Genomic DNA, 23,948 nt, shown 5'->3' on the forward strand with positions numbered 1-23,948 from the left:
TAGACCAACGGAGCAATCTAATAGTGAGAGGTATGAACTATCAGTGCGTTACTCTAATACGTACTGGAGCCACAAACAACTATCAACTATGACAGTAGGAATAGGTATTAGAGAACGATGATTCGCGCACTCATCTTTTTGAACAGTATTACCCATACATCAATTCCGTTTGAATTATCTGTGCGTATTGCAGAGATAACGGAGGGAGAAATTGTTATCGCGTCATTTTACGACGACGATTTTGATGATCAATCCCCTGTTGAGGATATAGCAGACCTCCCAGTCGATGTTCGAACGTTCGGTGCCACATCTAGATTCGATCAGAAAGCGTGGTCAGCATTCCACAACGAGTTAAACCAGGGATATGACCTGATTCATACCCACCACAACTTCTCCGGATCGGTGGCCAGACTTCTTGCAACGAAAGAAGACCACCCCATCGTCAATACGGAACATCGAAACCACCGATCGAATTCACCACTTCAAAACATCGTTAATGCACCTACACTCCCTCTAGCTGATCGAATCGTTTCGAACTCACAAATAACACAGGATTCGTTCCGATGGTATGAACGTCTCCTTCTCAAGGATAGCCAGCTAGATGTCATTCACAACGGTGTTGACATTGAACGCATCGACAACGTCATAACAGAAACACCGAATCTAAATGAAGAATCCTCGTTGCGTATCTGTACCGTAGGTCGGATGGTTCCGGTCAAAAACCAGTCGACACTATTGCGAGCATTTGATTCTGTTGTTGAAGAACATCAGCAAGCAGAATTGCTTTTCGTGGGAGATGGACCTCTCCGAAGCGAACTCGAAACGCTCGCTGTTGATCTCGGCATCAACGATAACGTTCAGTTCACAGGGGAAGTACCTCGTCATCGCGTGTACGAAATCTTTGCACAGAGTGACGTCTTTGCGATGCCTTCGATCGCGGAGGGGTTTTGTGTCGCTGTCGTCGAAGCGATGGCTGCTGGGCTTCCCGTAGTTGTCAGTGATATTCCGATCTTCCATGAAGTGGTCGATGATGTAGGGATCTTCGCACAAGCGAACGATCCATCACAATTCACCACCGCAATCAGCAAATTACTGTCAAAGCCTGTAGAACGTGATCGACTTGGAAAACTCGGGAGTCGCCGCGTTCGCGAGCAATTCTCACTTGAGGAGACCGCAAAACAGTATATTGAAGTCTATGAACAGTGTGTCGCCGATTTATGATCGATACGGTCGCCGAGCTATTCACAGACCTCGACGACCGCGGGATAACCTACTGCCACTGGAAGAGTAACGAGAAGCTTCAAGCGGCACTTAACGCAAATACAGATCTCGATATTCTTTGTCACCATGGTGATCAGCGGACGTTTCACGAGGTTCTAAAAGATCACAGATTCATCAGACAGAAGGACGTCATATTCACCGGGTATCCGGGAATCGAGAACTACGTCGGCCATGACCCAGAAACCGGCCGTTGTATCCACGTTCATCTCCACACCGAGCTCACATTTGGCACACCATTCTTGAAGGAATTCGTCACCCCCTGGGGCCCATACGTACTCGAGAGAAGAATCATTGATCCAGAATCCGGCGTGTCGATCACCGACCCGACTACGGAACTCTTTCTCCTAATCGTCCGATACGCCCTGAAAATTCGTCGCTACAATCCGATCGCTCGACGGTCCTACTTCGAAGAGTTCCTCGAGGAATACGACTGGCTAGCCGAGCGCGCCGATGAATCCGAGGTGGAAACGATCGCTCGTGATTTACTGAATCCGAGAGCTGCAGACCGAATCCGTGACGTTTTCGACGGTGATCCGACGATCCGTGATCTCATCCGGGTTGGGAAACCCATCCGATCAGAACTCGATCCATATAGCACGTATCCATCGTGGACGACGACGCCGATCGCGCTGGCACGGAAGGGATTTCGCGGAATCGGAAAGCTCAACCGCGAGTTCTTGAACCGACCGTATCCTTCGAGACGAAAGCTTCCGAACCGCGGCATCGAGATTGCGATCATCGGGATCGACGGCTCGGGAAAGTCGACACATCTCTCCTCGCTTCACGACTGGCTCTCCTGGAAGATGGATGTCCACTCGGTCTACTTCGGCAGCGGTGATGGTCCATCCTCGCTCCTGCGATATCCTTTGAAAAAACTCAACGAACTTCGGACCAAGTTCAATGATGGCAGTGCAACGGGTTCCGGAGACGAATCCACGGATCTACACATAGCTCCGAAACAATCCGACGGTGATGATCAAAAGGAGAAAACAAATACTGACACAAGTGTTGGTCTTGCCAAGGCCGTCTGGGCAATACTACTCGCCCGTGAAAAACGAAAGAAACGACGAAGGGCGACTCGGGCCCGAAACCGGGGGATGATTGTCTTAATGGATCGATATCCGCAGAACCAGTTCGAAGACATCAACGACGGGCCACTCTTGCAGGGATGGCTCAACGGCAACTCGAAGCTTTTAGAGAAAATCGCAACGTGGGAACGAGACATCTACGCTGACTTGGAGGAAAACTCACCTGACCTCGTGATCAAACTCGAGACCGATCCGGAAGTAGCCAAAGAGCGGAAACCCGAAACACCGATGTCAAACCTGCAACGAAAGGCCGAAGTCATCGACTCGCTCGAATACGAGAACAGTCGTGTAGTCACCGTCAATACCCATCGCGATATCGATGACGTTCTGAACGAGATCAAAAAGGAAGTATGGGCCGAAATCTAAAACCTTCTGAAAAACAGTATAGTATCTCTAGTCCTATAGTCGTCGAGTTCGTGGGCCTTCCAGGTGTTGGCAAGTCCACCCTCTCAAGCCGAACCGCCGCAGCACTTGCGAATGACCACAACAAAGTCTCGGAACCAACTCGTCACGTCGACAATCGATCCGGACCCCACCGAGTTCTCTCGAAAGCCCGCTTTGTCGCCGAACACTCATTCCGACGTCCACGAACCGCCCTCGCAACTACACGAGGCCTACTTAAAACAAATCAGGCCTCAACCGCCGATCGCGTCCATGTGAGTTTCAACCTCCAGTACGTCGCCGGGGTCGTGGCTCGCGCCCAGTCGATTCCCTGCGTGACGCTCCTCGATCAAGGCCCATATCAGGGTGTCTGGTCGGTCGGCCTCCATTCGACAACCGAGTGGGATTCCCTCTTCGATCAATTCGACCGATTCCTCTCACAAACTGCACCCGACCTAGTGGTCCTCGTTGAGGCCGACACGGACACGATCGCCGATCGCCTCCGGTCGCGCGAAGCTGGTGACACCCGATTCGCCCCCGACAGCCCGGTGTTCGACCGTGGCGTCGACGGCTACGAAACGCTAAAAGAGCGGATCCAGTCCGAAGACACCCCCAGATCGATAGTCGTCGAAAACAAAACTCATGCAGACCTCGACGCGGGCGCCAATCGAGTCGCAGAGACCGTCGAATCGCTCTACGATTAACTCTTGCAGATCCCTTCGAGCATCGACGTCGTCCGCTCGACTGTCTCCCCCCAGCGATGCCCGCCCGCACCTGCTTCCCCATCCGTAGCCGATCCGAGTACGTCCGTAACAGCTCTGGCGAAGGATTCGGGGGTCGCCTCGTCGACGCCTCGGTCCTGATCCCGAAGCACCTCGCGCACGTGATCGAGATCGTTCATCACGACCCGCACCCCACTCGCCATCGCCTCCAGCACTGTCCGGGGGACCCCCTCGGCCCGACTCGGCAACACCAGCACGTCGCCGCTCCGGTACACCTTCGGCATCTCGTCGTAGGGCACGTGCCCCAGGAACGTCACCGACTCGCCGATCCCCAGCTCCCGAACCTGCGCTTCCAGATCCGCACGCAACGGTCCGTCCCCACACAGGTATAGCTCCGCGTCGGGATACTCATCTAACACCTCCGCGAACGCCTCGACCGCGATCCAGGGACGCTTCCCCTCTGCAAAGCGCCCGACGAACAGCACCACCGGACCCGACGCGTCGATCAACTCGCTTTCGGGCCCCGCGGGCGTGAACCGCTCGGTGTCGATCCCGTTCGACACGACCTCGATCCGACTCGTCACGCCCAGCTCCCGCACCCGGTCCCGATCCGTCTCGGTGTAACAGAACACCACGTCGGCCTGATTGAACGTCCACCGCCCGAGCGTCTTCAGGTACCACCGGAACACGCGCTCGGGTGCCGATTGAGAATAGAGCCCGTGGTTCGTGAGCGCAAGCGGGATATCGCCGAGTCGACGCTTCAGCGCCGCCAGATTCGTCGTCAGGTAATAATGCGAGTGCGCGTGCATCACGTCGAACCCGTCGGCAGCGGCCAGATACCGGGCCAGCCCCGGCGAGACCTCGTTGCCGAGTGGGCTGGCGATGGAATCGAATCGCCGAACCGTGTAGCCGTCGCGCTCCTCGACCCGGGGCAACGACTCGTCGTGCCGGATCGTCACCACCGTCACGTCGTGCCCCATCGCCGCCTGATCCCGACTCATCGCGTGGACGTGGTACTGGCCCCCGCCCTTGGTGTCGGGGTACAGCCACGGTGCGACCCGGAGGATTCGCATTCGGCCGATGGATTCCGGACCGAGGTACAAGAGCACCCCGATTCCCGGCTGTACGGCCTGGGGTCGAACGTAACTGGCGAGCAGGCAACGTTCCGCCGACACAGACACACCACCGTTTCAATCGTTCTCGCTTTCGAGAGGGGTGGGGAGACAGACGGACACCCCGAGTCACCCCACGATCCTCCGAACTCGAAACCACTCCCCACGATCCCCACCAAAAACGAATGAAAGCGGTGTGTCTTCCAACCCGATCCGGTTCGACGATAGAACGCTCGACACGCGAGGGAGCGGCCGATAGTTTATGTGCGGTGACGGCCAATCCACCCACACGATGACACGCATCGTCCGGACCGACGACGTCCTCGGCGGGGAGCCTCGCATCGAGGGGACCCGGATCGGCGTCCGTCACGTCGCCGCCCGGACGGTCGACGCCGGCCAGCCGCCCGTTCACGTGGCCGACCAACTCGGGGTTTCTCTCTCTGAGGTGTACGAGGGGCTGTCCTACTACTATGCGCACGTCGAGGAACTCCGCGAATTCGAACGAGCGAACGAGGCCGCTTTCGACCGCATCGAGAACGAGTCGCTGGAGCCGAACGAGCGAGTCCAGTGACCGATCCGACGATCCGTCTGGACGAACAGTCGGAGAGTCTTCGAAACCGTCCTTCGGGAGCGCGGCTACGAAACCATCCAGGCCAAAGATCAGTTCGGAGAGGAAACCGTCGACTGGGAACTGCTGGAGTGGTGTGGCGAACACGGAATCGTGTTGCTCTCGAACAACGCGAAGGACTTCGAGCCGCTCCATCGAGATCGAACACACGCTGGGATCGTTCTGTACCGCGAACAGGATCTTCCCGACCGCGACCCCGAAGGGCTGGGTCGGGCCCTCGACGAGGTGTTCGCACAGTACGGAGCTGGCGGCCTCGAAAACGAGATTGTCGACCTCGGAGACTGGTACGACTGGCTCCACGAGTGACCCGCAGGCACGGCCGTCGACTATTTCGGGGGCGACCGCGCCCTCCTGCGCGGTCGTCCCGGTAGGTAACGAGAGCTGACCGACTTCGGGTACAGCCACGGTGCGATCCGGAGGATTCGGGTTCGAACCCGGATTGTGTACCCCGATACACGAGCGTGCCGATTCGATTTCCCCGATGGTCCGATCGAATTTCGGGGACGACGAGGTACCGAAGCGAGGAACACACCCCTCGGTTCGTCTGTTCTGGATCGAGTGTTCTTCCTCCCACACACTTATCTTCGGAACGGCCCCGGACGAGTGACCCGGGGTTTTACAACCGATTACCCAACGAACTGCGTCCGGGATCAGAGGATCCAGAAATCACGTATGTCAGGGAGACAAAACAGCTGGCCATCAAAAACGCGACGAAGAACTTCGAGCGGCCGTGTGTGATGAGAAATGACGGACTACGAGGTAACGCCCCCGCCCGAGCGGCTGGCCGACCGCGTGCAGTTGCGCACGGCGTTCTCCACAGAGAGCGGCGAAGTGACCCGGTTTATGATCCAGTTGGAGTACTGGATCGACGGCGACTGGCAGGAGATCGTTCGGTACGATCACGATCAGGACGCGCCCGGCGGCCACGACGTGACCGAAGAGGGGTTGCACCGTGACGTGTACCGCGACGGAGAGAAGTACCGCACAGAGGAGGTTTCGCCGCCGATTCCGGCGAACGAGGCGTTCGACTACGCCGAAGAAGATTTACGCGAGAACGCCGAACGATTCGTCAAGAGGTTTGAAAAATGGCACGGAGTGAAAGACAGGAGCGGCCTGTAAGCGAAAACGAGTTCGAGTCGATGCCCGAGCGCATCAGCAGCCACTTCGACCGAGTACGTGAGCTGTTGAAGCAAGAAGCCGACCGCTCTGACGCCTGAACGCTGCTTTTCTCAGCTCTCGATTGGAGAGAACGATCTACGTAGTCGCTCGGATCACGCCACTGGTCGGTGACGATCTCGTCGAGTTTTGAGACGATGCGCTCCTGCTCGTGCGGCTGGAGCTTCTCGTATTCACGTTCCGCGGGGTCAGTTAACTTCCAGTCCCACTCGTCGTCACTCGCTGGCATCCGTGTCCTCATTCAGACGCGCTCGAATCTCGTCGCTGCTATAGGTTCGTCCCTCACCGGTCGCCAGCTGGTGTTCGCTGGCGGCGATGTCCTTCCAGCCCTTCCGCGAGAACGAGGGGTGCTTCACGGCGTCTCGAAGCGCCCATCGGATGAACTCGCTACGGGACGGGAAGTGTTCGGCCCGCCAGGTCGCATCGAGGTCGTCAAGGAACGCCTGTGGAATCTTGAGCGTGATGGTGGTCATGTTGGGGTCGTCGTTGGCCCCTGCGTCAGCGTCGGACATACGTCTGTATTACCTCTGTATTACCATAAGCGTTGTCGGTGTGTCGGAGGAGATATTGCACCACGCGGGGGAAGACTTCAGGGCACACCACTTGGTGCAGAATAGCCAGCGAGCGAGGACCCTCGCGACACCGACACACCCAGTCCAACTGGAATCGAACTACTCAGCGTCCTCGAGTGACGTGAATAGAGAACGGACTGACGCGCTCCGTTTTCTCTGAACGGCCCCGGACGAGTGTCCCGGGGTTTTACAACCGATAGCCCAACGGAATGCGTCCGAGATCAGAGGATCCAGAAATCACGTATGTCACGGAGACGAAGCAGCTGGCCACTGGCCGGTACGTTCAAGACGCTGGGTAAGGAATTCTTACCCACAATGAGTACAGACGATCCAGAAGTGGCGACGGTCACCTCGAAGGGCCAGATCACGATTCCGAGCCGGTTCAGGGAACAGCTCGGCCTCGAAAAGGGCACGAAATTGATGGTCGTTCCGACCGACTACGGGCTCGTCTTGAAGAAGATCGAACTGCCGTCGGTCGAGGAGTTCAAAGAGCGCGTGGAAGGTCGAGACGACGAGGTCGAACTATCCATCGACGAGATCGACCGACTGGTTCACGAGGCACGAGGAGCCGAATGAAAGCGGTTCTCGATACGAACGTCCTCATCTCGGCGGTGATCTCGACTGGAACGCCTCACGAAGTTGTGGTGGCAGGATTCGAAGATGAGTATCGAATAGTCGTCTCAGTCGCCACGCTTGCGGAGTTTCGAGAGACGTTGCGCAAGTATCCAGAACGATTCCACCTGGACGAAGAGGAGGTTCAAAAGGAAGTCGAAACGATCCGATATTTCGCGGAGTTCGTCGAACCGAACGAGGAAATTGCTGCAGTCGATGACGATCCGGACGATGACAAGTTTTTGGAGGCTGCTGTCGCTGGAAACGTTGAGTATCTGGTATCCGGTGATCGACACCTACTCGACATCGATTCGTTTCGTGGGATCGACATCGTCACACCGAGGGAGTTTTACACCGTTCTCGAAGGCCGTTGAGACACCCCCTCGATCTCCCGGGCTGTGACTCGTCCACCTTCGTCGTCAGGACGGTGACGGCGTGTCCCATCTCCGCCTGATCCCGACTCATCGCGTGGACGTGGTACTGGCCCCGCCCTTGGTGTCGGGGTACAGCCACGGTGCGACCCGGAGGATTCGCATTCGCCTGAGAGATTCCGGACCGAGGTACAAGAGCACCCCGATTCCGGGCTGTATTCGGCCATTGGTCGGTTTGGGGTCTACAGGGAAGATGGGACAGTCGGATACTTCGAGGTACCCAATCAGCCGGTTCGGGTGGGACTGAAAGGGGCGAGTCGCTGGAGGAAGGCGGCCGAAGTAAGCACCGAAGCGAACGAAGTGAGCAAGGAGCGCAGCGAGGCCCCCGACTCCAGCGACTCGGGGCTTTCGAGGTCGTCTCAACTGTCGTAGAGCACCACCAGTCACTAATGAGGTCTCCTACCTCCATCGAAGCCTCCGATGATCGAAATCTCACCGGACCCTCAGCACCCCAAGTTAATGAACCAACGACCGCACGAACAGGACAGATCGCATTAGTTTACAGTTCGATCTCGAAGACGTGCTCAGTTGGTTCGTCAACGTACAGTTCCGCAGAGTCGAGGTGGGTTCTCCATTCCCATTCCCCATCGGGATGATAAACGTTTGTATAAACCGGTCCGCTCACTTCGATTCCCGGTTTATCGGCTCCCCCGAACACGAACATCCCATCTTCATTCGTTTCGTGACGACCGCTACCGTACCAGGATTCACACTCAGCAGCTAAACACGTCGCGACCCTGACACCGGCTCCCTCAACCGGATCTCCTGCTTTGTTCTCTACCTTCACGTTGAGTACGTGACCTTCCGGGAGTTGCAAGTTGCCGACGTTTAGAGGCCGGGGTCCAACGGATACGTCTTTTATGTAGTACAGATCTGGAATCCCGTCCCTTTCTGTGATAGACTTGCCACTCAGACCCCAATAAACGATTCGTACCTGACTTGGCTCAGTGAGCGCGTGCTCGAAACGACCACTAGGACCTAGTTCGATGATTTCATAGTATCGGTTTTGACCTCCATCGGGTTTGATGTCCAAGAACACCACGTGCTCAGTTTGTGGTCTGTTGTCCGGTCGCTGTATCCGCCCACGTATCACTGGATTCGACCCGGAGTTGTTTCTTCCCACTACGGTCGTCGACCCAAAGACGCCAATTCCGGAACCACTACCGAGTGCTCTGAGAACTGATCTTCTTTTCATGATTGTCATTCCCACCCACTATTGAAGAATATACAGTCCCTTCTTATTAAAATGATTTATCATAAACATTCATCATCAAGAATGGCCGCCTTTGGATGCTACCGCCAAGAACATCCATCCAAGTGAAATCTAATATCCTCGTTAAATGGCATCTACACTAGTGCGGCTTCAGTCGTGAAACGCTAGATTCACGGCCTACAACGCCTCTGCTCAGATTCTATCAGTTCAGAGTTGACGTGGCACTAGTCGATTTCTTGAACAATGAACTCAAGGCGACCCAACACGAGGAGTCAAAAAATGAAACTTGCTGTGCTGTCCGATCTCCACGCGAATCATCCTGCGCTCGAAGCAGTCTTCGCGGATTTACCGAACACTATCGATAATGAAATCTATCTGGGTGATTTCGTCGGCCTGATGGGATTCCCGCGGGAGACAGTTATTGCTGCGAGAGAGCATGCGGATTTCGCAGTGAAGGGCAACCATGACGTTGCCGTCCTCGAGCGAAAAGAAGGTCACGTCAACAGCCAGGCGCTCTCAGAATTTGAATGTGAGCAGACATGGGCGGCACTTGATGCAGAACACCGCGATTGGATCGCTGGACTCCAGCCGTACGCTGAACTGCCTGACTTTGGGCTGTTGCTCGCCCATGCAAAGCCAACACCGGAGGCTGCAATCGGAATCTCTCCCCGCAATGCTGGCGTCGAGAAAGGTGGATTCACTCAGGTTGCGGCGTCTGTTGATACCATTACCTTCGACTACGTCATGTTAGGCCATACTCACGAGCAGGCGGTGCTTGACTGTTCACGGTTCGGAAATAACGTCACGGTCTTGAATCCGGGTAGTATCGGTCAGCCGATGGGGGAAGCCAATTACGCAGTGGTCGACTTGTGTGATGATAGCGTCGACCTCCGAACGGTTGAGTACGATGTCGATCCTGTCATCTCCAGGCTGGAAGACGCTGGTGTACCGATGACCTGGTGGTAAACTGCCGCAGCGCGTATGTCAAGGCGTAGCGTAGTGGGACTTCAGTCGTGATTAGCTAGATCCACACTACAGGCCGTCTATCGCTCGTATCTAGCAGTTCAGCGTTGAAGAGGCACTAGACTCCAACACGTCATACGAGGTAAACCGAATCTCATCGGGATCCGCCACAAGCAACGGACCCAACAATTCGTCCTCCCATTCGAGCCACGGATCCGGATACTCCGCCTTCGGCTTCGGATCCTCGACGGGACCCCATAGCTCCCGCCACGCCTCCCGACTCTCGTACTGCCAAACAGCAGTGTACTGGTCAACACGATCACCCTTGATTCCCATGAGGAACCAGTACTCCGTCAACCCCGGAAGGTCGAACAACTCTCGCGACTCCGCCTCGTCAACAGCTGCCTCGAATTCTGCTGGCGTTGCATCGTCGGCCAGTTCGTATTCGTGAATACTGACGATCATTATTCTTCGAGATCCTCGGGTGTCGTCCCGAACTCCGAGTTGACGCAGTTGCGAACCACGTCCGGATCCTTCAACAGGCGGTGGAGTTTGTACGTTCCCGCCCCGCGACCGCCGCTGGTCACGTGGGCCTCCGTGATGTCCAGGAACGCCTGTTCGTCGAGGAGCTCCCGAACCCGGTCGAGTTTCAGCGCTTCGATTCCCTCGTTCGCACAGACGAGCCGGTACACGTCGAACACTTCCGTCGTCCGGAACTCGTCGCGATCGCGGTGTTCGGTCAGGGAGGCGAGCGCGAGGAGCACGTGCTTGGCGTGAGGCGTCTGCGTCGAGAGCAACTCCAGCAGCCGGTCGGCCTCCGCACGCTTTTTGGCGGCCGTGAGATGCGACTCCCGGACCATCTCGTCGGCACGTCCCTCGGCGATCTCGCCGGCGTTCTTGAGGATCCGAATCGCCTTCCGGGCGTCGCCGTGCTCCCGGGCGGCGAGGGCGGCCGCCTTCGGGATCACCTCCTCGGCGAGGGCACCCTCCCGGAACGCGTCCTCGCGGGCATACATGATGTCCCGAAGCTGGTCGGCGTCGTACGGGGGGAAAATGAGCTCTTCGCTGCCCAGCGAGGAACGAACCCGCTGGTTGAGTTCCTTCCCCCAGTCGATCTTGTTGGAGATGCCGATGATCCCGACGTCAGTGTCGATCTTGCCCGCCTCCCGTGCCCGGGAGAGCTGCATCAGGATGTTGTCGCGGTTGCCGTCGGCGTCGGGCTGCAGGCGGTCGATCTCATCGAGGATCACGATCGCGCCGTCGAAGTGCGTCTCGAGCAGCTCCCACGTGTACGTGTAGTAGTGAGATCGGCCGAGCCCCTTCAGGGGAATCCGTTCCGGAGACCCGGCAGCGGTGTTCAGCGCTCGGGCCACGGCGCAGGCGGCCTGCGCTTCCGTCGAGTGTTGCGCGCAGTCGACGTACGCGACCGCGAGACGCCGACCGCGTCGGTCCGCCTCCGCCCGGGCGCGCTCCGAGACGTGCCGAGACACCAGCGATTTTCCGGTCCCGGTCTTGCCGTACACGAGTACTGGCGTCGGCGCGGCACCGGAAACTACTGGACGGATGTAGCCCGCGAGATCCTGTATCTCCTCGTCCCGCCCGACGATGCGATCCGAATCGGGAACCGTCCCCACCTCCAGCAGCGTCCGGTCCCTGAACAGCGTCGTGGTTTCGTCGTCGTCCGGGGCAAAAAGCGGATCCGGACCCGACGCAGCCGAGTCGTTCGTCCCGGACCCCGTCTCACCGGGGCGTGGATCGTCGGTCACGTCCGGCTCGTTACCACGGGCAGTATAAAATAGTACCTAACCCGAGTCAAAGTGTAAATACTATTGAACCGGGGTTTGATGGGTATAACCCATACTATCTCAATGTGAAGCCTACAGACACACACCTCAGTCCAACTGTATTCTCCGAACGTTCCAGTGAGCACTCCCCGAAGAGGAGGTGTATTCAGTCTCTGGAGACGCGAACGTTTCAACCGACCACCGACGGGCATGGATATTCGACGGCGCAGAGACGAATCTGGTCCGAAATCACTGAATCGAACGAGGGGGCACACACCTCAGTCAAACTGTATTCGTCGGACAGTCGTGACGAGAAGTCGGGGTTGAGGAAACGGGGGACACACCCCAGTCCAACTGAAAACGAACGCTCGAGGAACGTTTCGAGGATCCGACACCACTACCAGAACCACCCGCAGTATGGCGATTCGGTACAGTTTCGTCCCGAGACGTCGGACGCCCCCACCTGCCGCCGAACGCTTACACTTGGACTGGGGTGTGTCTCCGGGGGTCCGGCGGCAGTTATTACGAGTACGAACTGTCAGTGACTCTCGACACGGCACTCTCCGCTTCCGAGGACGGCATTGCGCTCGACGGAATCGATATAGAGGCCCCGAGTTCGCGCCTGACGAACGACCGAGAGCGCTCAGAACGATTGAAACGGTGGTGTGTCTCTCCCAACTCGACTGCAGAACACTCGACGCGGTGGGGTGTGCCGAACCACACACCGGCAGTTCGGATGACGAGTGACTGTCCAGTACGTCCCCGGCGTTATCGCGCTTCACTTGCAGCAGTGGTGTGATGCTTCACTTGCAACGGTGGTGTGTCTCTCCGGACCGCCCTATCGGTTAGAGAGACACGGACCGGTATGGGGCCCTCGAGAACGAATGAAACGGTGGTGTGTGGGTGTCGTAATTTACTGGGGAGAGTACGGTTCGATAGCACTCGCTCTGTTGCAGTCACATCTGCCGACGTCCTTCCGATCTACCGGTTCGGGTGGAGCGTTCGAAGTCGTCTCGACTGTCGGGGAAGCACCGAAACTCAGGTCCGAGTCGTCCACTGACTGTCGAAGCCTCCCTCATACGGACGGATGTAGGGACTAACGCACGCGTGGGTACGGTCGCTCCTGGAATAACCGACGTCCGACCGGATCACTCCTCGAGAAACACGTCGAAGTCGCGGGCGGGCGACCGGAAACCGGCCTCGTCGATCCAGCGTTTGAGATACTCGTCGGCCGTCGACGCCGAGGTGTGGCCGTCTTCGACGAATCGTACCAGAAGGCCGATGGACCCCGTCAGATCCACACCGCGCTGCTTGGCAATCGTGCGCGCATCGCCGTCGTCGGTGACGAGCATGCCGTTTGCAACCGCTGCGACGGCCAGCGCCTGTGCCTCCCCGGGATCCAGCGATGCGAGGAGTTGTTCCTCCAGTTTCTCCGCCGATCCAGATGGAGTGACGACGGGGATCTCTCTCCCAATGAGGGCCAGTGCGTGTTCGACGTACGAGTGCGTTTCAGCCCCGGCTCCGAGTTCTTCCCGAACGGCATCCACGGTCACCGGTCGGGGTAACTCCAGTAGCAACTCGACGTGATCCACCTGGGCAAAATTCGAAAGAACGGTCGTGTCGAGAACCGTCGCGTTTCCCGGTGGGCCGTTCATTCGAGGTTGCGGGCGGCCTCGATCTCGTCTCTTGCGGCGTCCATGTCTTCGGGGCCAAACCGCAGTTCCACGCCCTCTTCCCGCAGGATATCTCGCATCTCGAACCGGTTGACGCCGGCGAGCCGGGCGGCCGTTCCGAGGGTGATCTCGCCGTCCTCGTACATCGAAACCGCAGCTGCAACCCTCGCGTTCCGGTTCTCTTCGAAGTACTCCCGGAGGACGTGACGAATGGCGTCGCTTTTGTTTTCGAAAATTCCCGCCCTGATAGCCCCCTCCATGAGATCGGTGAGATCATCCGGGATGGTGGCAGTGGTTCGGGACATGCCTTCACTCGACGTACGTCTTCATACATTATATGAATTTGGATGGCCGACTCATCGCGTGTCCGTGGTACAGCCCGCCGCCCGTGGTGTCATACTGGCTGTTGTAGCGATTTACCGGTCGATCGGCCACCCGGCCCGCCGATCGCCCGGTTACGGCCGAGAACAGTCATTATCCAGAATCGGGGGTGAAATCAGTTTTCAGTTTTCGAGGAACCTGTTCAGTTCGGCGAATTCGTCGGATGAAAGAATAACCTCGGTCTCGAACGCATCGAACCGTTCGAAGTCGTCGTCGATCGTCAACACCGTATTCACTCCTTCGTCGATCGCAACCTGCGCATAATATCCGTCCCATCCAGCAACGCTTGCCTCGCTCGCCTGTGAAAACCCACCCCGAACGACATCCTGGGGCATCCGGTCGTACCACTGGATTCGCTTTGCATCCATGAAATTCTGGAGCAGACGCGACGCATCTGCGTTTGAATATCCATAGTACGTCGTGAGGACAGTGTGGGCTCCGAACAGCGCAGGATACGGAACGACGGCATCGATCTCTCCAGCGACACCCCCTCGAACGTACGAGAGTGCACTATTACGAACCGGAGCCGTCGAATGTGCGAGGGCAATTACCCCGACGTCAAACAGATACGGGCCACCGGCGTCACTCGTCACTGTCGTTCTCCGCTCCTCGTCGAACGGCAGCTCGATGCTTGCGAGCGATTGGATCGACTCCTTCAGGAAGCGGCGTCGTCTCCTCCCGGTTCGAAGCCGCTTCCTCGACGAGCTGTTCCATCCGTTCCAGAATTTCCTCGGGGCTGTCCTCGGGTTCGATAACCGCTTTCCCGTCTTCGTCGCGGACGTCTACCTCTGTACCCGGAGTGATACCGAGACGTTCTCGGACGTCCTGTGGGAGAACGATTCGTCCTTTTGAATCTACCGTGGGCATATTCCCACTTGCGGTGGGAACAGACATAACCGTTTTGGGTGAGACACTGTTTCCAGCCTCGTATCTGAATCAGATAGACAGTCAGTCGGCCATCGGCTATTCCGGGGGCAACCGCGCCCTCGGGATTGTTCGATCGCCCCGAGAACTATCCGGCAGCCATAACACCCGAGCTACCTCGAGGGCGTGTCGAGTTTCAGTTGAAACGGTGGTGTGGTGGTGTCGTTCCATCAGAACCCACCGACAGTAACGGAAGAACACTCGACGCGGTGGGGTGTGTCTCTCCGGACTGGTCATCCGATCGAGTCGACCGAAACGGACCGATCAGGGATTCCCGGGAACGAATGAAACGGTGGTGTGTGAGTGTCATAATTGACGGTCACGACTCGAATTCAGAAACGAAATCCTCGGCTAGTTCGTCAGCGAGTTCGCCACCGGATCGCAGACGCAATCGAGGAAATTGAACGAAACGTCACAGGACTTCGGGAGTATCAGCAGTTGTCCCGGGCTGAGTATCTGGCACCGGATGCACAGAATCGCCGCGACGCCGCCGAGCGAAAGTTCGAAAAGCTCGTGGCGGCGACGATCGACGCAAGCGCAGAGATTTGCAAGATCGAGAAGGAGTCGACACCCGAACGGCGAAAGACAGTAATCACCGCCCTGGAGTCGGAAGGGATCGGGGATCCAGATCTCGCCGATCGTCCGGAGACGAAGAATCACAAAACGAACGCTCAGCTACGGCGACTCGACCACACGAAGGATCTCCGGGGCTTCGTACACGCGATACCGTTCTGAATCCGAGATCTCGTCGACGATGCCCGCCGCCTCGAGCGCCTCGATCGCGTCGTAGACGGCTTGCCGTGAGCGACCCGTCGCCTCGATTGCTCGCGTCGCCGTGAGATACGGTTCCTCGAAGACGTAATCGATCACGTCCCGGACGGCCGGGCGGTTCGGGAACCGCGAGTGGTACTCCCGGCGGAGCGTCTGCAATTCGACGCCACACTCGTAGGCGTCGATCGCCTGCTCGGCGATCGCGTTCAAGACGAAGGTGATCCACTGCTCCCACGCCCCGTCCCGGCTTACCGCAAGCAGGTAATCGAGATACTGCTGTCGATGACGGTTGAAGTACGCACTTAAATACAGATACGGTTCCGGCAACAGCCCCGCATCGTACAGCTGAAGCATCATCAACAGGCGACCGAGTCGACCGTTTCCGTCGCGAAACGGGTGGATCGTCTCGAACTGGTAGTGCGTGATCGCGACGTCGATCAGCGGCGGGTACGACCCGGCATTCATGTACGAGACGAGTTGTTCGAGGAGGAGATCCACGGTGTCGGGGTTCGCGGGGACGAATCGGGCCGACTCGGCCGAGCCATCGGGAGCGCCGATGTACACCGGCACCTCGCGCAGTTGTCCGGGGCGGTCCTCGCTCCCGCGGCCGTCGGCAAGCAGCGTTTCTTGGAGATCACAGACCAGGTCGACCGAGAGTTGTTCCCCGGCGGCGATGCGGTCGAACCCTTGCTGTATCGCGTCGACGTAGTTGTACGCCTCGGTGACGTCCTGGGAGTCCCCACCACTGCGCCGTGGTGAGGTGTCGATGTCGTGGAGGATGATGTCCGAGACGGTGACGTTCGTGCCCTCGATCTGTGAGCTCATCGCCGCCTCCCGAACCACGAACGGTGCAATGAGGAGGTTTTCGTTGTCCACGTTCCGGTGGAGTGTCGCCAGGCGTCCAAGCGCGTACTGGGCGTCGCCATACACGCACAGGATGGCATCGGTATACTCGATCTCCGGCGGGAGGCTCGCTGGTCGATAGCAGGCAAGCCCGTCGTACTCGACGATCGTTCCAGGGCCATCCGCAAACTCGTCGGCGTCCATCTCGAGTTAGCGTTGCGTGGGCACCCATCTAAGTCTACTTATCCAAGATAAGTTGACTTAGAGCCGTTTCTGAAGGGGCTAGATCAGCGAGACGGCCAGTTCACAGACTGCATGATTCGGGGAGCGGATCGGCTGGGACATCGAGCCGCGGTGGAACCCCGAGACAGTTCCGTGTTCAGTCTCACCCGTCTGGGCGCGGGCGCTTGGGATAGTACCGCCGATACAGCGGGAGAAATACGGGAGCGAGCGCAAGGAAGACGAGAAACGCCACGACGACGAGCCAGTCCGGGAGCAGCGTTGTCCAGAGAACTCCCTTTTATCTCTCCGGCCCGCCAACCGTCGCTATCGGCAGCCCCGCCAACGCATCCATGTCAGACGACAGCTCCACCCACCCCGACGACATCGACGGTACCGTCTTCGAACTCCCCGACCTCGTCGACTACCAGACTGGCGCGATCGTCAGCCGGACGCTGATCGACGACGAGGGCGGCTCCGTCACCGTCTTCGCGTTCGACGACGGGCAGAACCTCAGCGAACACACCGCCCCTCACGACGCGCTTTTGCAGGTGTTCGACGGCACCGCCGCCGTCACCCTCGACGGCGAGCGCCACGAACTGGAGGATGGCGAGTCGATACTCATGCCCGCCGACGTCCCCCACGCCGTCGACGCCGTCAGTTCCTTCAAGATGGCGCTGTCGATGATCCGGTGAGGGGCTGAGCCGGGATCGGTCCTAAATCACGTCGTCGGGATCGTGTTTCTCGGCCATCCGCTGGGCCTCGGCGGCGTACCGTTCACGTTCCGCCTCGTCTCTCACCCGCCCGAGATTCTCCGAGGCGGCCCACACCGCGGCCGTCGTTTCCCGGACATCGTCGAAGGAGGTCAACGCCCGTTCCTTCCGGAAGTATTGCCGGCCGTCGGTTGTGGCGTACGTCAGGATGATCAGGTTCTGTTCGTCGTCGGAGTAGGTGCGCTCCACCAGCCATACCCGGACGGAGTCGTCCTCGTCGGCGTCTTCGGTCACGGAACCACGTAGAGAGCCCACCAAGAAGTGCGTTCGGACGACAGTTCATGGGCTGAAAACACGCATCTCCGAACACTGTATCTTCACAGTATCAAAATATTAATATAATATCCCGCCCGCGGTAGTAACGAATGCTCTCCGGCTGGCGGTACCGAATCGCGAGTGCAACCGGCGTGATCTGTCTCACGATTGGAGCCGTGCTGCTAGCCAACCATCCGACCGCCCAACTACTCTTTACGACCTACGTTCCGCTCTTCAACCGCCTCGAACCGACGGTTCTCACCGGCGACTCCCTCCAGCTCGCACTGCTCTTGAGCGTCGCTGCGATCGCCGGCAGCCTCGTCCCCCTTTATAAACCCCGTCCGCGACGAATCCTCGACACGATCTTCCTCGCACAAAAGCGCGTGCTCACCGGCGGCCTCGTACTGGCAACCCTCGGGTTTTTCAAGTGGTCTCACCGCCTCCCCAGGGCGACGCTGACGATGCTGGTCGGGACCCTCCTCGTGGTGATCCCGCTGTGGTTCGTCTGGATCCGTCGTCCCGCCGACGAGGCCGACCGCGCCATCCTGGTGGGCGACGATCTCGAACAGATCCGTCGGATCACTCCCGACGTCGAGGGACACCTCATCGGCTGTCTCTGCCCGACGTACCTCAACGGCGCCGAGATCGCGGCCGAAAACTGGCTCGACGACGACGCCGGACGATACTCGACTAGCGTTCCGGACGGCGGTGCCACAGTCGACCATCCGCCGGCGGACGAACGCGTCCTCGAAATCGGCACCGACGCAGGGACGATTAAACGTCTCGGGGGACTCTCCCGACTGGAGGACGTCATCCGGGAGTACGACGTCGACACTGCCGTGTTGGCGTTCCGGCACGCCGATCGGGCGGAGTTTTTCGGCGCACTGGACGCCTGCTACGAACACGGCGTCGCCGCCAAGGTCCACCGGGAGTTCGCCGACGCCGTCCTGACGTCCGACACCGGCGGCGGCCCACTCGTCGACGTCGAAATCGAACCCTGGGACCCACAGGACTACGTCTTCAAACGCCTCTTCGACATCGCCTTCGCGACGGTGGGGCTGTTAGTTTTAACTCCAATAATTCTCGGTATTGCTATCGCGATAAAGCTCGACGACGGCGGTTCAATTTTGTACGAACAAGAACGCACAGCAGCTTTCGGGGAGACATTCAGCATATACAAATTCCGCAGCATGATCGAAAACGCGGAATCCCAGACTGGTGTGAAAATCAGTGAGGAAGATGCAGGAGGAACGGACCCTCGCGTAACGAAAGTAGGACGAATACTCAGACAGACCCACATGGATGAAATCCCACAACTGTGGTCTGTACTGGTTGGTAACATGAGCGTCGTCGGTCCACGACCGGAGCGCCCAGAATTGGACGCAGATATACAGATCGGAACGGGAGATTGGCACAAACGGTGGTTCGTCAAACCAGGGTTGACAGGGCTAGCCCAGGTAAACGATGTTACCGGATATCAACCGAAGCAAAAGCTACGTCACGACATCAAATATATCAAAAAACAGTCGTTCTGGGTCGATTTAAGGATCGTCGTCCGGCAGATTTGGAAGGTACTCTCGGACATGATTGAGGCAATTACATGATCCCGTCGACCGTCTCTGCCGAAGAGTGTGGCGTAACCGACCGGACGATACTCGTCACCGGCGGCGCCGGGTTCGTCGGGGGCCACCTCGTCCGGGCGCTGTATCCGGACAATGAGGTCCGGGTCCTGGACGACTTCTCGACCGGGCGCCGCGAGAACCTTCCGGACGGCGTGACGGTGTTCGAGGGGGACGTCCGCGAAGACGACCTCCTCGAACGCGCGGCGGCGGGCGTCGACGTCGTCTATCACCTGGCGGCGCTCGTGAGCGTCGAGGAGTCGGTCCAGGACCCCGTGGGGACGCAGTCGATCAACGCCGACGCGACCCTGTCGGTCCTGGAAGCGGCCAGGAACGCTGATGCCAGACTCGTGTTCGCCTCGAGTGCAGCCGTCTACGGCGAGCCCGAATCGATTCCCATCACCGAATCGCACCCGACAGAGCCGACCTCACCGTACGGGCTCTCGAAGCTCACCGCCGACAGGTACGCGAGGCTGTACACCCGGCTCTACGACATCCCGACGGTGACGCTGCGGTACTTCAACATCTACGGCCCCGGACAGCAGGGTGGCGACTACAGCGGCGTGATCGATGTCTTCCTCGAACAGGCGCTTTCGGGGGCACCGATCACCGTCCACGGCGAGGGCACCCAGACCCGCGATTTCGTCCACGTCGCCGACGTCGTCGAGGCGAACCTCCGGGCGGCGACGACCGACGCCGTCGGGCGGGCGTTCAACGTCGGCACCGGCACCGAAACCTCGGTGCTCGAACTCGCGGAGGTGATCCGGGACGCCGCCGACTCGGAGTCGAAAGTGGTCTTCGAGCCGGCCCGCCCCGGGGACATCTCCGAGAGCAGGGCAGATATCAGCCGGAGTCGCAAGGAACTGGATTTCGAGCCGGAAGTCTCGCTCGAAGCGGGGTTGAGACAGATCGTGGCGGTCCGACGCGGGTGACGGCCACAGAAAAATCACGAGTACATGTTCCACAGGGGAGGGTATCGTATTTATCCCCGGCAATGCAACACGTTACCTGAGAATGACAGAACTCCCAATCGACGTCCGGAACCGCGAACTCCGCACGGCCGACCAGTTCGGTATCAAGGAGACGTATCAGTCGGATCTCGAGGGGGTTTTGATCCCACGAGCGGAGATCGAGGATTGCGTGGCCCAGCTCGGGTCCGAGATCTCGGCGGAGTACCACTCGAATCCAGACTTCTACCCGATCTGTGTTCTCAAGGGGGCGATTCGGTTCTTCGTGGACCTGCTGCGCGAGGTCGATCTCGGCGTCCCCTACAGCGAGGGTGTCGTCCACTCCTCCCGATACCACGCCGGTCCGACCACCGACACGCCGACCGTGCAGTTCTTCCACGAAGAGCAGATCGAAGGCAAGGACGTCCTGTTGGTCGAGGACATCCTCGACGAGGGATACACGCTGGCGACGCTCCGTGACCGGATCGAGGAGTTCGACCCGTCCTCGATCCGAATCGTGACGCTGTTCGACAAGACTGTAAACCGGGAGGTTGCGGTCGACTCGGCGTTCACGGGGTTCACGGTCCCGGACGAGTTCTTCATCGGATACGGACTCGATTACGACGAGCAGTACCGGGACCTCCGTCATCTCGGCGTTCTCGATCCGGAAATCTTCCGCGGTTGACGTGCGAACCCACGGAACGGAACACCGCCCACGCCGGGGTCACGCCTATAGGTACCGATACACATGGATACGCTATGAGCGAACAGTTCTCAGAGCAGGTCGATCCAGGAGCGGTGTTCTCGTTGCTGGGCAACGAGACGCGACTCGAGATACTCCAGACGCTCTGGGCGACCGACGTGGAGACGGTTCCCTTTTCAACGCTGTACGACGCCGTCGACGTCGACGACACAGGACAGTTCAATTACCACCTCGGCAACCTCGTCGGACAGTTCGTTGCAAAGACCGAAGACGGGTATCGGCTCACGCAGGCGGGCAGACACGTCAACGGGGCTATCGCGTCCGGAAGCTACACTGTCGAGGGCGAACTCGAGCCGATCGAACTGGACGGTTCGTGTCGTATGTGTGGAGGGAGCCAGTACCTCCAGTACGACACCGAGCGGGTCGAAGTCGAGTGTGACTCCTGTGCGGCCGGGTGGGAGGGAATCGTCCCGCCGGCGGTGCTGGCCGGGCGCGACCGCGAAGCGATTCCTACGGTCGTCAGCGATCACCTCCGGACCCAGTTCCGCCGGATCGCAGCCGGCTTCTGCCGCTATTGCAGCGGCGAGACAGTCCCGACGGTGCAACCGATCGCTGAGCTGGCCGTCGGTACCGAACCGGAGGAGGACGGCCCACCCGCCGATCAACCCGCCGTCCAGTTCGAGTGTCGGCGGTGTGGCCACCGTTCGGGACTCTCGCTGGATCACGCGCTCTTGCTGGTCGAACCAGAGGTGGAGTGTTTCTTCTACGAACACGGGATTCACGTCCGAGAAACACCGGTCTGGAACGTTCCCGAGCTCGATCCCGGGAACGCCGCAGTCATTCAAACGGATCCGACCCGGGCACGAGCGACCTTCAGAATCGATGATGACGAGCTACTCGTGACTGTCGACGAGGAGTTGCAGGTTGTAGAAATCGATAGGCGCAACAACTGAGGAAAAAGATTCCGCCATGTTTGCGTCATTCAGACTAAAATACGTCAATTCTATTGACAACAATTGAGATGTTCGAGCGCACCGAACGGAGGTATCTCGAGTCCGCACCGATCGGTCGGCTCGCCACTGTCGACGTCGACGGACGACCACACGTCGTGCCAGTCTGCTTCGCGTTCGCCGACGGGAATATCGTGACGCCGATCGACGAGAAACCACAGGACGTGGCGCCGAGGGAGCTCCGACGTAGTCGAAATATTCGGGAGAATCCCCGCGTCGCGCTCGTGGTCGACCACTACACGGACAACTGGTCGGAGCTCGGCTGGGTGCAGGTGCGTGGAACAGCCACGCTCGTCGATCCCGACGACACGATCCACGCGGCGGCAGTGACTGCACTCCGGTCGAAGTACGACCAGTACGACGCTCACGACCTCGAAAGGCGACCGCTCATCCGGATTTCGCCGGGATCTGTTCGGTCCTGGGGGACACTCACCTGTCCGGACGATTCCGGAGGAGCGTGAGCGAACGGCCGTCGAACGCGTGAAAACTGCAGCCGCGAGCCGGACACTGTCGCGCCGGGCGTTCCGCGAAGAACTGTTTGTCGTTCCGGCAGTGCTGACAGCCGACGAGCCACTGCGTGGGTTCGTCGATAGGCCCGATAGTATTACGATAATAGTCAAAAGTATTATTGAGGTTCCGGAGGGATCTTCAGCGGGATGCAGACTCGGAGGGTCGATTCGGGGACGCAGGCCGTAAGCGTCTGTGACGCCGAATCCGGGGCGGTGACGGCCACAGCCGGCGGAACTCGGAGCCAACGCGCTGCCGACCGAGTAGCCCGAGTGACCCGCCGTTGCGACGCAGTCCGGACGGATTCCGCAGTACCGCACCAGAATATCCCCCGACGTCGACCGGGAGGCTCCGCGAAGGGGCACAGGAGCCAGGTCGGACAGTAATGAGACTGCGACGGATCGTGTTGCGGCGGATCGGTTCGGCCACCGTCGTCATGGTCGGGGTGTCCGTGATTACCTATTGGCTCCTCTTTCTCACCCCCGGCGATCCGGCGTACACGATTCTCCGCGCACAGCGAGGGGGCCAGCCGTCCACCGCCGAAGTCGAGGCGTTCCGTGCCGAACACGGATTCGACGACCCGTTCCTGTACCAGTACGCCGCCTGGATCACCGACGTGCTTCAGGGTGATCTCGGGACGTCCTACTCCTACTCGGAGCCGGTGGCGTCGCTCTTGCTCGCTTACCTCCCGAACACGCTGGAGTTGGCCATCGCGGCCATGGCGGTCTCGTTGGTCGTGGCGCTCCCGCTCGGTGTGTTGAGCGCGGTCCATCACGACACCTGGATCGACAGGGCGAGCCAACTCGCGGCTCTCGCGGGCGTGTCGATTCCGAACTTCTGGCTTGGGTATCTGTTGATCCTCCTCGTCTCGCTGCAGTTGGGTCTGACCCCCACGTCCGGCTCCGGAACGGTCGCTCACCTCGTCCTGCCGGCGATCACGCTCGGGACCGGTCTCGCAGCCGTCGTCACGCGGCTCGTTCGTACGTCGATGCTGGACGTTCTCGGGGAAGCATACGTGGATACGGCGCGGTCGAAGGGGGTTCGCGAGCGACTCGTGATCTACAGACACGTCTTCCGGAACGCGTTGCTGCCCGTCGTGACGATCGTCGGCCTCCAGTTCGGGTTCGTGTTGAGTGGCGCGGTGATCGTCGAGGTCGTCTTCCAGCGGCCGGGGCTGGGGACGCTTCTGGTCGATGCCGTGTTCGCGCGGGACTACCCGGTCGTGCAGGGGGTCGTCCTCCTCATTGCAGCCGTGTTCGTCGCGGTGAACCAGCTCGTCGACCTCGCGTACGTGCTGTTGGATCCACGGATCGACCGCGGAGGGCGACTGTGACCGACCCCACTACACTTCGGGAGCGCG

At 59.1% G+C, this 23,948-nt stretch carries 28 protein-coding genes and 1 pseudogene; 17 read left to right on the plus strand and 12 right to left on the minus strand.

Features of this window, described 5'->3' with window-relative positions; all coding sequences use genetic code 11:
• Positions 1–117 precede the first annotated feature (117 nt).
• From AArcSl_RS14910 to AArcSl_RS17830, 3 genes are read left to right on the plus strand one after another with little or no spacing between them, the layout of a single operon-like run.
• Positions 118–1,221, plus strand: a complete 1,104-nt coding sequence (locus tag AArcSl_RS14910; RefSeq protein ID WP_119820997.1) for a glycosyltransferase family 4 protein — start codon at positions 118–120, stop codon at positions 1,219–1,221.
• On the plus strand, positions 1,218–2,735 hold the full coding sequence (locus tag AArcSl_RS14915; RefSeq protein ID WP_119820999.1) for a hypothetical protein: 1,518 nt from the start codon (positions 1,218–1,220) through the stop codon (positions 2,733–2,735). The genes AArcSl_RS14910 and AArcSl_RS14915 overlap by 4 nt, the downstream gene beginning before the upstream one ends.
• Positions 2,720–3,454, plus strand: coding sequence for an AAA family ATPase (locus AArcSl_RS17830; protein ID WP_119821001.1), 735 nt, complete (start codon positions 2,720–2,722; stop codon positions 3,452–3,454). The genes AArcSl_RS14915 and AArcSl_RS17830 overlap by 16 nt, the downstream gene beginning before the upstream one ends.
• Here the strand turns inward: AArcSl_RS17830 and AArcSl_RS14925 are convergent.
• Positions 3,451–4,545: a glycosyltransferase family 4 protein gene (locus tag AArcSl_RS14925; RefSeq protein WP_119822029.1), complete on the minus strand. Its 1,095-nt coding sequence runs from the start codon at positions 4,543–4,545 to the stop codon at positions 3,451–3,453. The two genes, AArcSl_RS17830 and AArcSl_RS14925, sit on opposite strands and share 4 nt — an antisense overlap.
• A gap of 331 nt (positions 4,546–4,876) precedes the next feature.
• Between AArcSl_RS14925 and AArcSl_RS14930 the strand changes: the two genes are divergently transcribed.
• The 3 genes from AArcSl_RS14930 (at position 4,877) to AArcSl_RS14945 (ending at position 6,331) form a co-directional block, all read left to right on the plus strand.
• Positions 4,877–5,155, plus strand: a complete 279-nt coding sequence (locus AArcSl_RS14930; protein ID WP_119821003.1) for a DUF433 domain-containing protein — start codon at positions 4,877–4,879, stop codon at positions 5,153–5,155.
• 75 nt (positions 5,156–5,230) lie between these two features.
• Positions 5,231–5,518 carry a DUF5615 family PIN-like protein gene (locus tag AArcSl_RS14935; RefSeq protein ID WP_119821006.1) on the plus strand — a complete coding sequence of 96 codons (288 nt, stop codon included), beginning with the start codon at positions 5,231–5,233 and terminating at the stop codon, positions 5,516–5,518.
• Positions 5,519–5,956: 438 nt separating this feature from the next.
• The gene (locus AArcSl_RS14945) at positions 5,957–6,331 is read left to right on the plus strand and encodes a DUF7718 family protein (protein WP_119821010.1); all 375 of its coding nucleotides are present in this window, start codon (positions 5,957–5,959) and stop codon (positions 6,329–6,331) included.
• Between the two features lie 272 nt (positions 6,332–6,603).
• On the opposite strand, the gene AArcSl_RS14955 is transcribed toward AArcSl_RS14945, so the two are convergent.
• On the minus strand, positions 6,604–6,900 hold the full coding sequence (locus AArcSl_RS14955) for a ribbon-helix-helix domain-containing protein (RefSeq protein ID WP_119821012.1): 297 nt from the start codon (positions 6,898–6,900) through the stop codon (positions 6,604–6,606).
• Positions 6,901–7,275: 375 nt separating this feature from the next.
• Between AArcSl_RS14955 and AArcSl_RS14960 the strand changes: the two genes are divergently transcribed.
• On the plus strand, positions 7,276–7,536 hold the full coding sequence (locus AArcSl_RS14960; RefSeq protein ID WP_119821014.1) for an AbrB/MazE/SpoVT family DNA-binding domain-containing protein: 261 nt from the start codon (positions 7,276–7,278) through the stop codon (positions 7,534–7,536).
• A complete protein-coding gene (locus AArcSl_RS14965; RefSeq protein WP_119821016.1) occupies positions 7,533–7,946 on the plus strand; it encodes a putative toxin-antitoxin system toxin component, PIN family in 414 nt (137 codons plus the stop codon). The genes AArcSl_RS14960 and AArcSl_RS14965 overlap by 4 nt, the downstream gene beginning before the upstream one ends.
• A gap of 19 nt (positions 7,947–7,965) precedes the next feature.
• Here the strand turns inward: AArcSl_RS14965 and AArcSl_RS17835 are convergent.
• Together AArcSl_RS17835 and AArcSl_RS16705 are read right to left on the minus strand one after the other, a co-directional pair.
• A pseudogene (locus AArcSl_RS17835) lies at positions 7,966–8,108 on the minus strand (glycosyltransferase family 1 protein); the annotation flags it as partial.
• 394 nt (positions 8,109–8,502) lie between these two features.
• Positions 8,503–9,198, minus strand: coding sequence for a hypothetical protein (locus AArcSl_RS16705; RefSeq protein ID WP_133412179.1), 696 nt, complete (start codon positions 9,196–9,198; stop codon positions 8,503–8,505).
• A gap of 297 nt (positions 9,199–9,495) precedes the next feature.
• On the opposite strand from AArcSl_RS16705, the gene AArcSl_RS14975 reads away from it, so the two are divergent.
• Entirely contained in the window at positions 9,496–10,182 is a 687-nt protein-coding gene (locus AArcSl_RS14975) for a metallophosphoesterase family protein (RefSeq protein WP_161945989.1), read from the plus strand.
• A gap of 90 nt (positions 10,183–10,272) precedes the next feature.
• Here AArcSl_RS14975 and AArcSl_RS14980 read toward each other — a convergent pair whose 3' ends face one another.
• From AArcSl_RS14980 to AArcSl_RS15005, 6 genes are all read right to left on the minus strand, one after another.
• The gene (locus AArcSl_RS14980) at positions 10,273–10,644 is read right to left on the minus strand and encodes a hypothetical protein (RefSeq protein WP_119821020.1); all 372 of its coding nucleotides are present in this window, start codon (positions 10,642–10,644) and stop codon (positions 10,273–10,275) included.
• Complete coding sequence (locus AArcSl_RS14985; RefSeq protein ID WP_119821022.1) at positions 10,644–11,945, minus strand: orc1/cdc6 family replication initiation protein; 1,302 nt, start codon at positions 11,943–11,945, stop codon at positions 10,644–10,646. The genes AArcSl_RS14980 and AArcSl_RS14985 overlap by 1 nt, the downstream gene beginning before the upstream one ends.
• 1,166 nt (positions 11,946–13,111) lie before the next feature.
• Positions 13,112–13,618 carry a twitching motility protein PilT gene (locus AArcSl_RS14990; RefSeq protein ID WP_119821025.1) on the minus strand — a complete coding sequence of 169 codons (507 nt, stop codon included), beginning with the start codon at positions 13,616–13,618 and terminating at the stop codon, positions 13,112–13,114.
• Entirely contained in the window at positions 13,615–13,941 is a 327-nt protein-coding gene (locus AArcSl_RS14995) for a UPF0175 family protein (protein ID WP_119821027.1), read from the minus strand. The genes AArcSl_RS14990 and AArcSl_RS14995 overlap by 4 nt, the downstream gene beginning before the upstream one ends.
• 198 nt (positions 13,942–14,139) lie before the next feature.
• Complete coding sequence (locus AArcSl_RS15000) at positions 14,140–14,610, minus strand: hypothetical protein (RefSeq protein ID WP_217563467.1); 471 nt, start codon at positions 14,608–14,610, stop codon at positions 14,140–14,142.
• On the minus strand, positions 14,600–14,884 hold the full coding sequence (locus tag AArcSl_RS15005; protein ID WP_119821031.1) for an AbrB/MazE/SpoVT family DNA-binding domain-containing protein: 285 nt from the start codon (positions 14,882–14,884) through the stop codon (positions 14,600–14,602). The genes AArcSl_RS15000 and AArcSl_RS15005 overlap by 11 nt, the downstream gene beginning before the upstream one ends.
• A 369-nt stretch (positions 14,885–15,253) precedes the next feature.
• Between AArcSl_RS15005 and AArcSl_RS15010 the strand changes: the two genes are divergently transcribed.
• The gene (locus AArcSl_RS15010) at positions 15,254–15,676 is read left to right on the plus strand and encodes a HepT-like ribonuclease domain-containing protein (RefSeq protein WP_119821033.1); all 423 of its coding nucleotides are present in this window, start codon (positions 15,254–15,256) and stop codon (positions 15,674–15,676) included.
• Here AArcSl_RS15010 and AArcSl_RS15015 read toward each other — a convergent pair.
• Positions 15,617–16,759 carry a Fic family protein gene (locus tag AArcSl_RS15015; protein WP_119821035.1) on the minus strand — a complete coding sequence of 381 codons (1,143 nt, stop codon included), beginning with the start codon at positions 16,757–16,759 and terminating at the stop codon, positions 15,617–15,619. The genes AArcSl_RS15010 and AArcSl_RS15015 overlap by 60 nt on opposite strands.
• A 368-nt stretch (positions 16,760–17,127) precedes the next feature.
• Between AArcSl_RS15015 and AArcSl_RS15020 the strand changes: the two genes are divergently transcribed.
• On the plus strand, positions 17,128–17,469 hold the full coding sequence (locus AArcSl_RS15020; RefSeq protein ID WP_119821038.1) for a cupin domain-containing protein: 342 nt from the start codon (positions 17,128–17,130) through the stop codon (positions 17,467–17,469).
• Between the two features lie 21 nt (positions 17,470–17,490).
• Here the strand turns inward: AArcSl_RS15020 and AArcSl_RS15025 are convergent, their stop codons facing one another.
• The gene (locus AArcSl_RS15025) at positions 17,491–17,781 is read right to left on the minus strand and encodes a hypothetical protein (RefSeq protein ID WP_119821040.1); all 291 of its coding nucleotides are present in this window, start codon (positions 17,779–17,781) and stop codon (positions 17,491–17,493) included.
• A gap of 131 nt (positions 17,782–17,912) precedes the next feature.
• Between AArcSl_RS15025 and AArcSl_RS15030 the strand changes: the two genes are divergently transcribed.
• The 6 genes from AArcSl_RS15030 (at position 17,913) to nikB (ending at position 23,921) form a co-directional block, all read left to right on the plus strand.
• Positions 17,913–19,406, plus strand: coding sequence for a sugar transferase (locus AArcSl_RS15030; RefSeq protein ID WP_119821042.1), 1,494 nt, complete (start codon positions 17,913–17,915; stop codon positions 19,404–19,406).
• Positions 19,403–20,353, plus strand: a complete 951-nt coding sequence (locus AArcSl_RS15035; RefSeq protein ID WP_119821044.1) for an NAD-dependent epimerase/dehydratase family protein — start codon at positions 19,403–19,405, stop codon at positions 20,351–20,353. The genes AArcSl_RS15030 and AArcSl_RS15035 overlap by 4 nt, the downstream gene beginning before the upstream one ends.
• Positions 20,354–20,435: 82 nt before the next feature.
• Complete coding sequence (gene hpt / locus AArcSl_RS15040; RefSeq protein ID WP_119821046.1) at positions 20,436–21,053, plus strand: hypoxanthine phosphoribosyltransferase; 618 nt, start codon at positions 20,436–20,438, stop codon at positions 21,051–21,053.
• A 74-nt stretch (positions 21,054–21,127) separates the two neighbouring features.
• Positions 21,128–22,024 (plus strand): DUF7351 domain-containing protein, encoded by an 897-nt coding sequence (locus tag AArcSl_RS15045; protein WP_119821048.1) that lies wholly within the window; start codon positions 21,128–21,130, stop codon positions 22,022–22,024.
• 68 nt (positions 22,025–22,092) lie between these two features.
• On the plus strand, positions 22,093–22,542 hold the full coding sequence (locus tag AArcSl_RS15050) for a TIGR03668 family PPOX class F420-dependent oxidoreductase (RefSeq protein ID WP_119821050.1): 450 nt from the start codon (positions 22,093–22,095) through the stop codon (positions 22,540–22,542).
• Positions 22,543–22,973: 431 nt separating this feature from the next.
• Positions 22,974–23,921, plus strand: a complete 948-nt coding sequence (gene nikB / locus AArcSl_RS15055) for a nickel ABC transporter permease (protein WP_217563468.1) — start codon at positions 22,974–22,976, stop codon at positions 23,919–23,921.
• Positions 23,922–23,948 lie beyond the last annotated feature (27 nt).

It is taken from the genome of Halalkaliarchaeum desulfuricum (genome assembly GCF_002952775.1).
Lineage (GTDB): Archaea > Halobacteriota > Halobacteria > Halobacteriales > Haloferacaceae > Halalkaliarchaeum > Halalkaliarchaeum desulfuricum.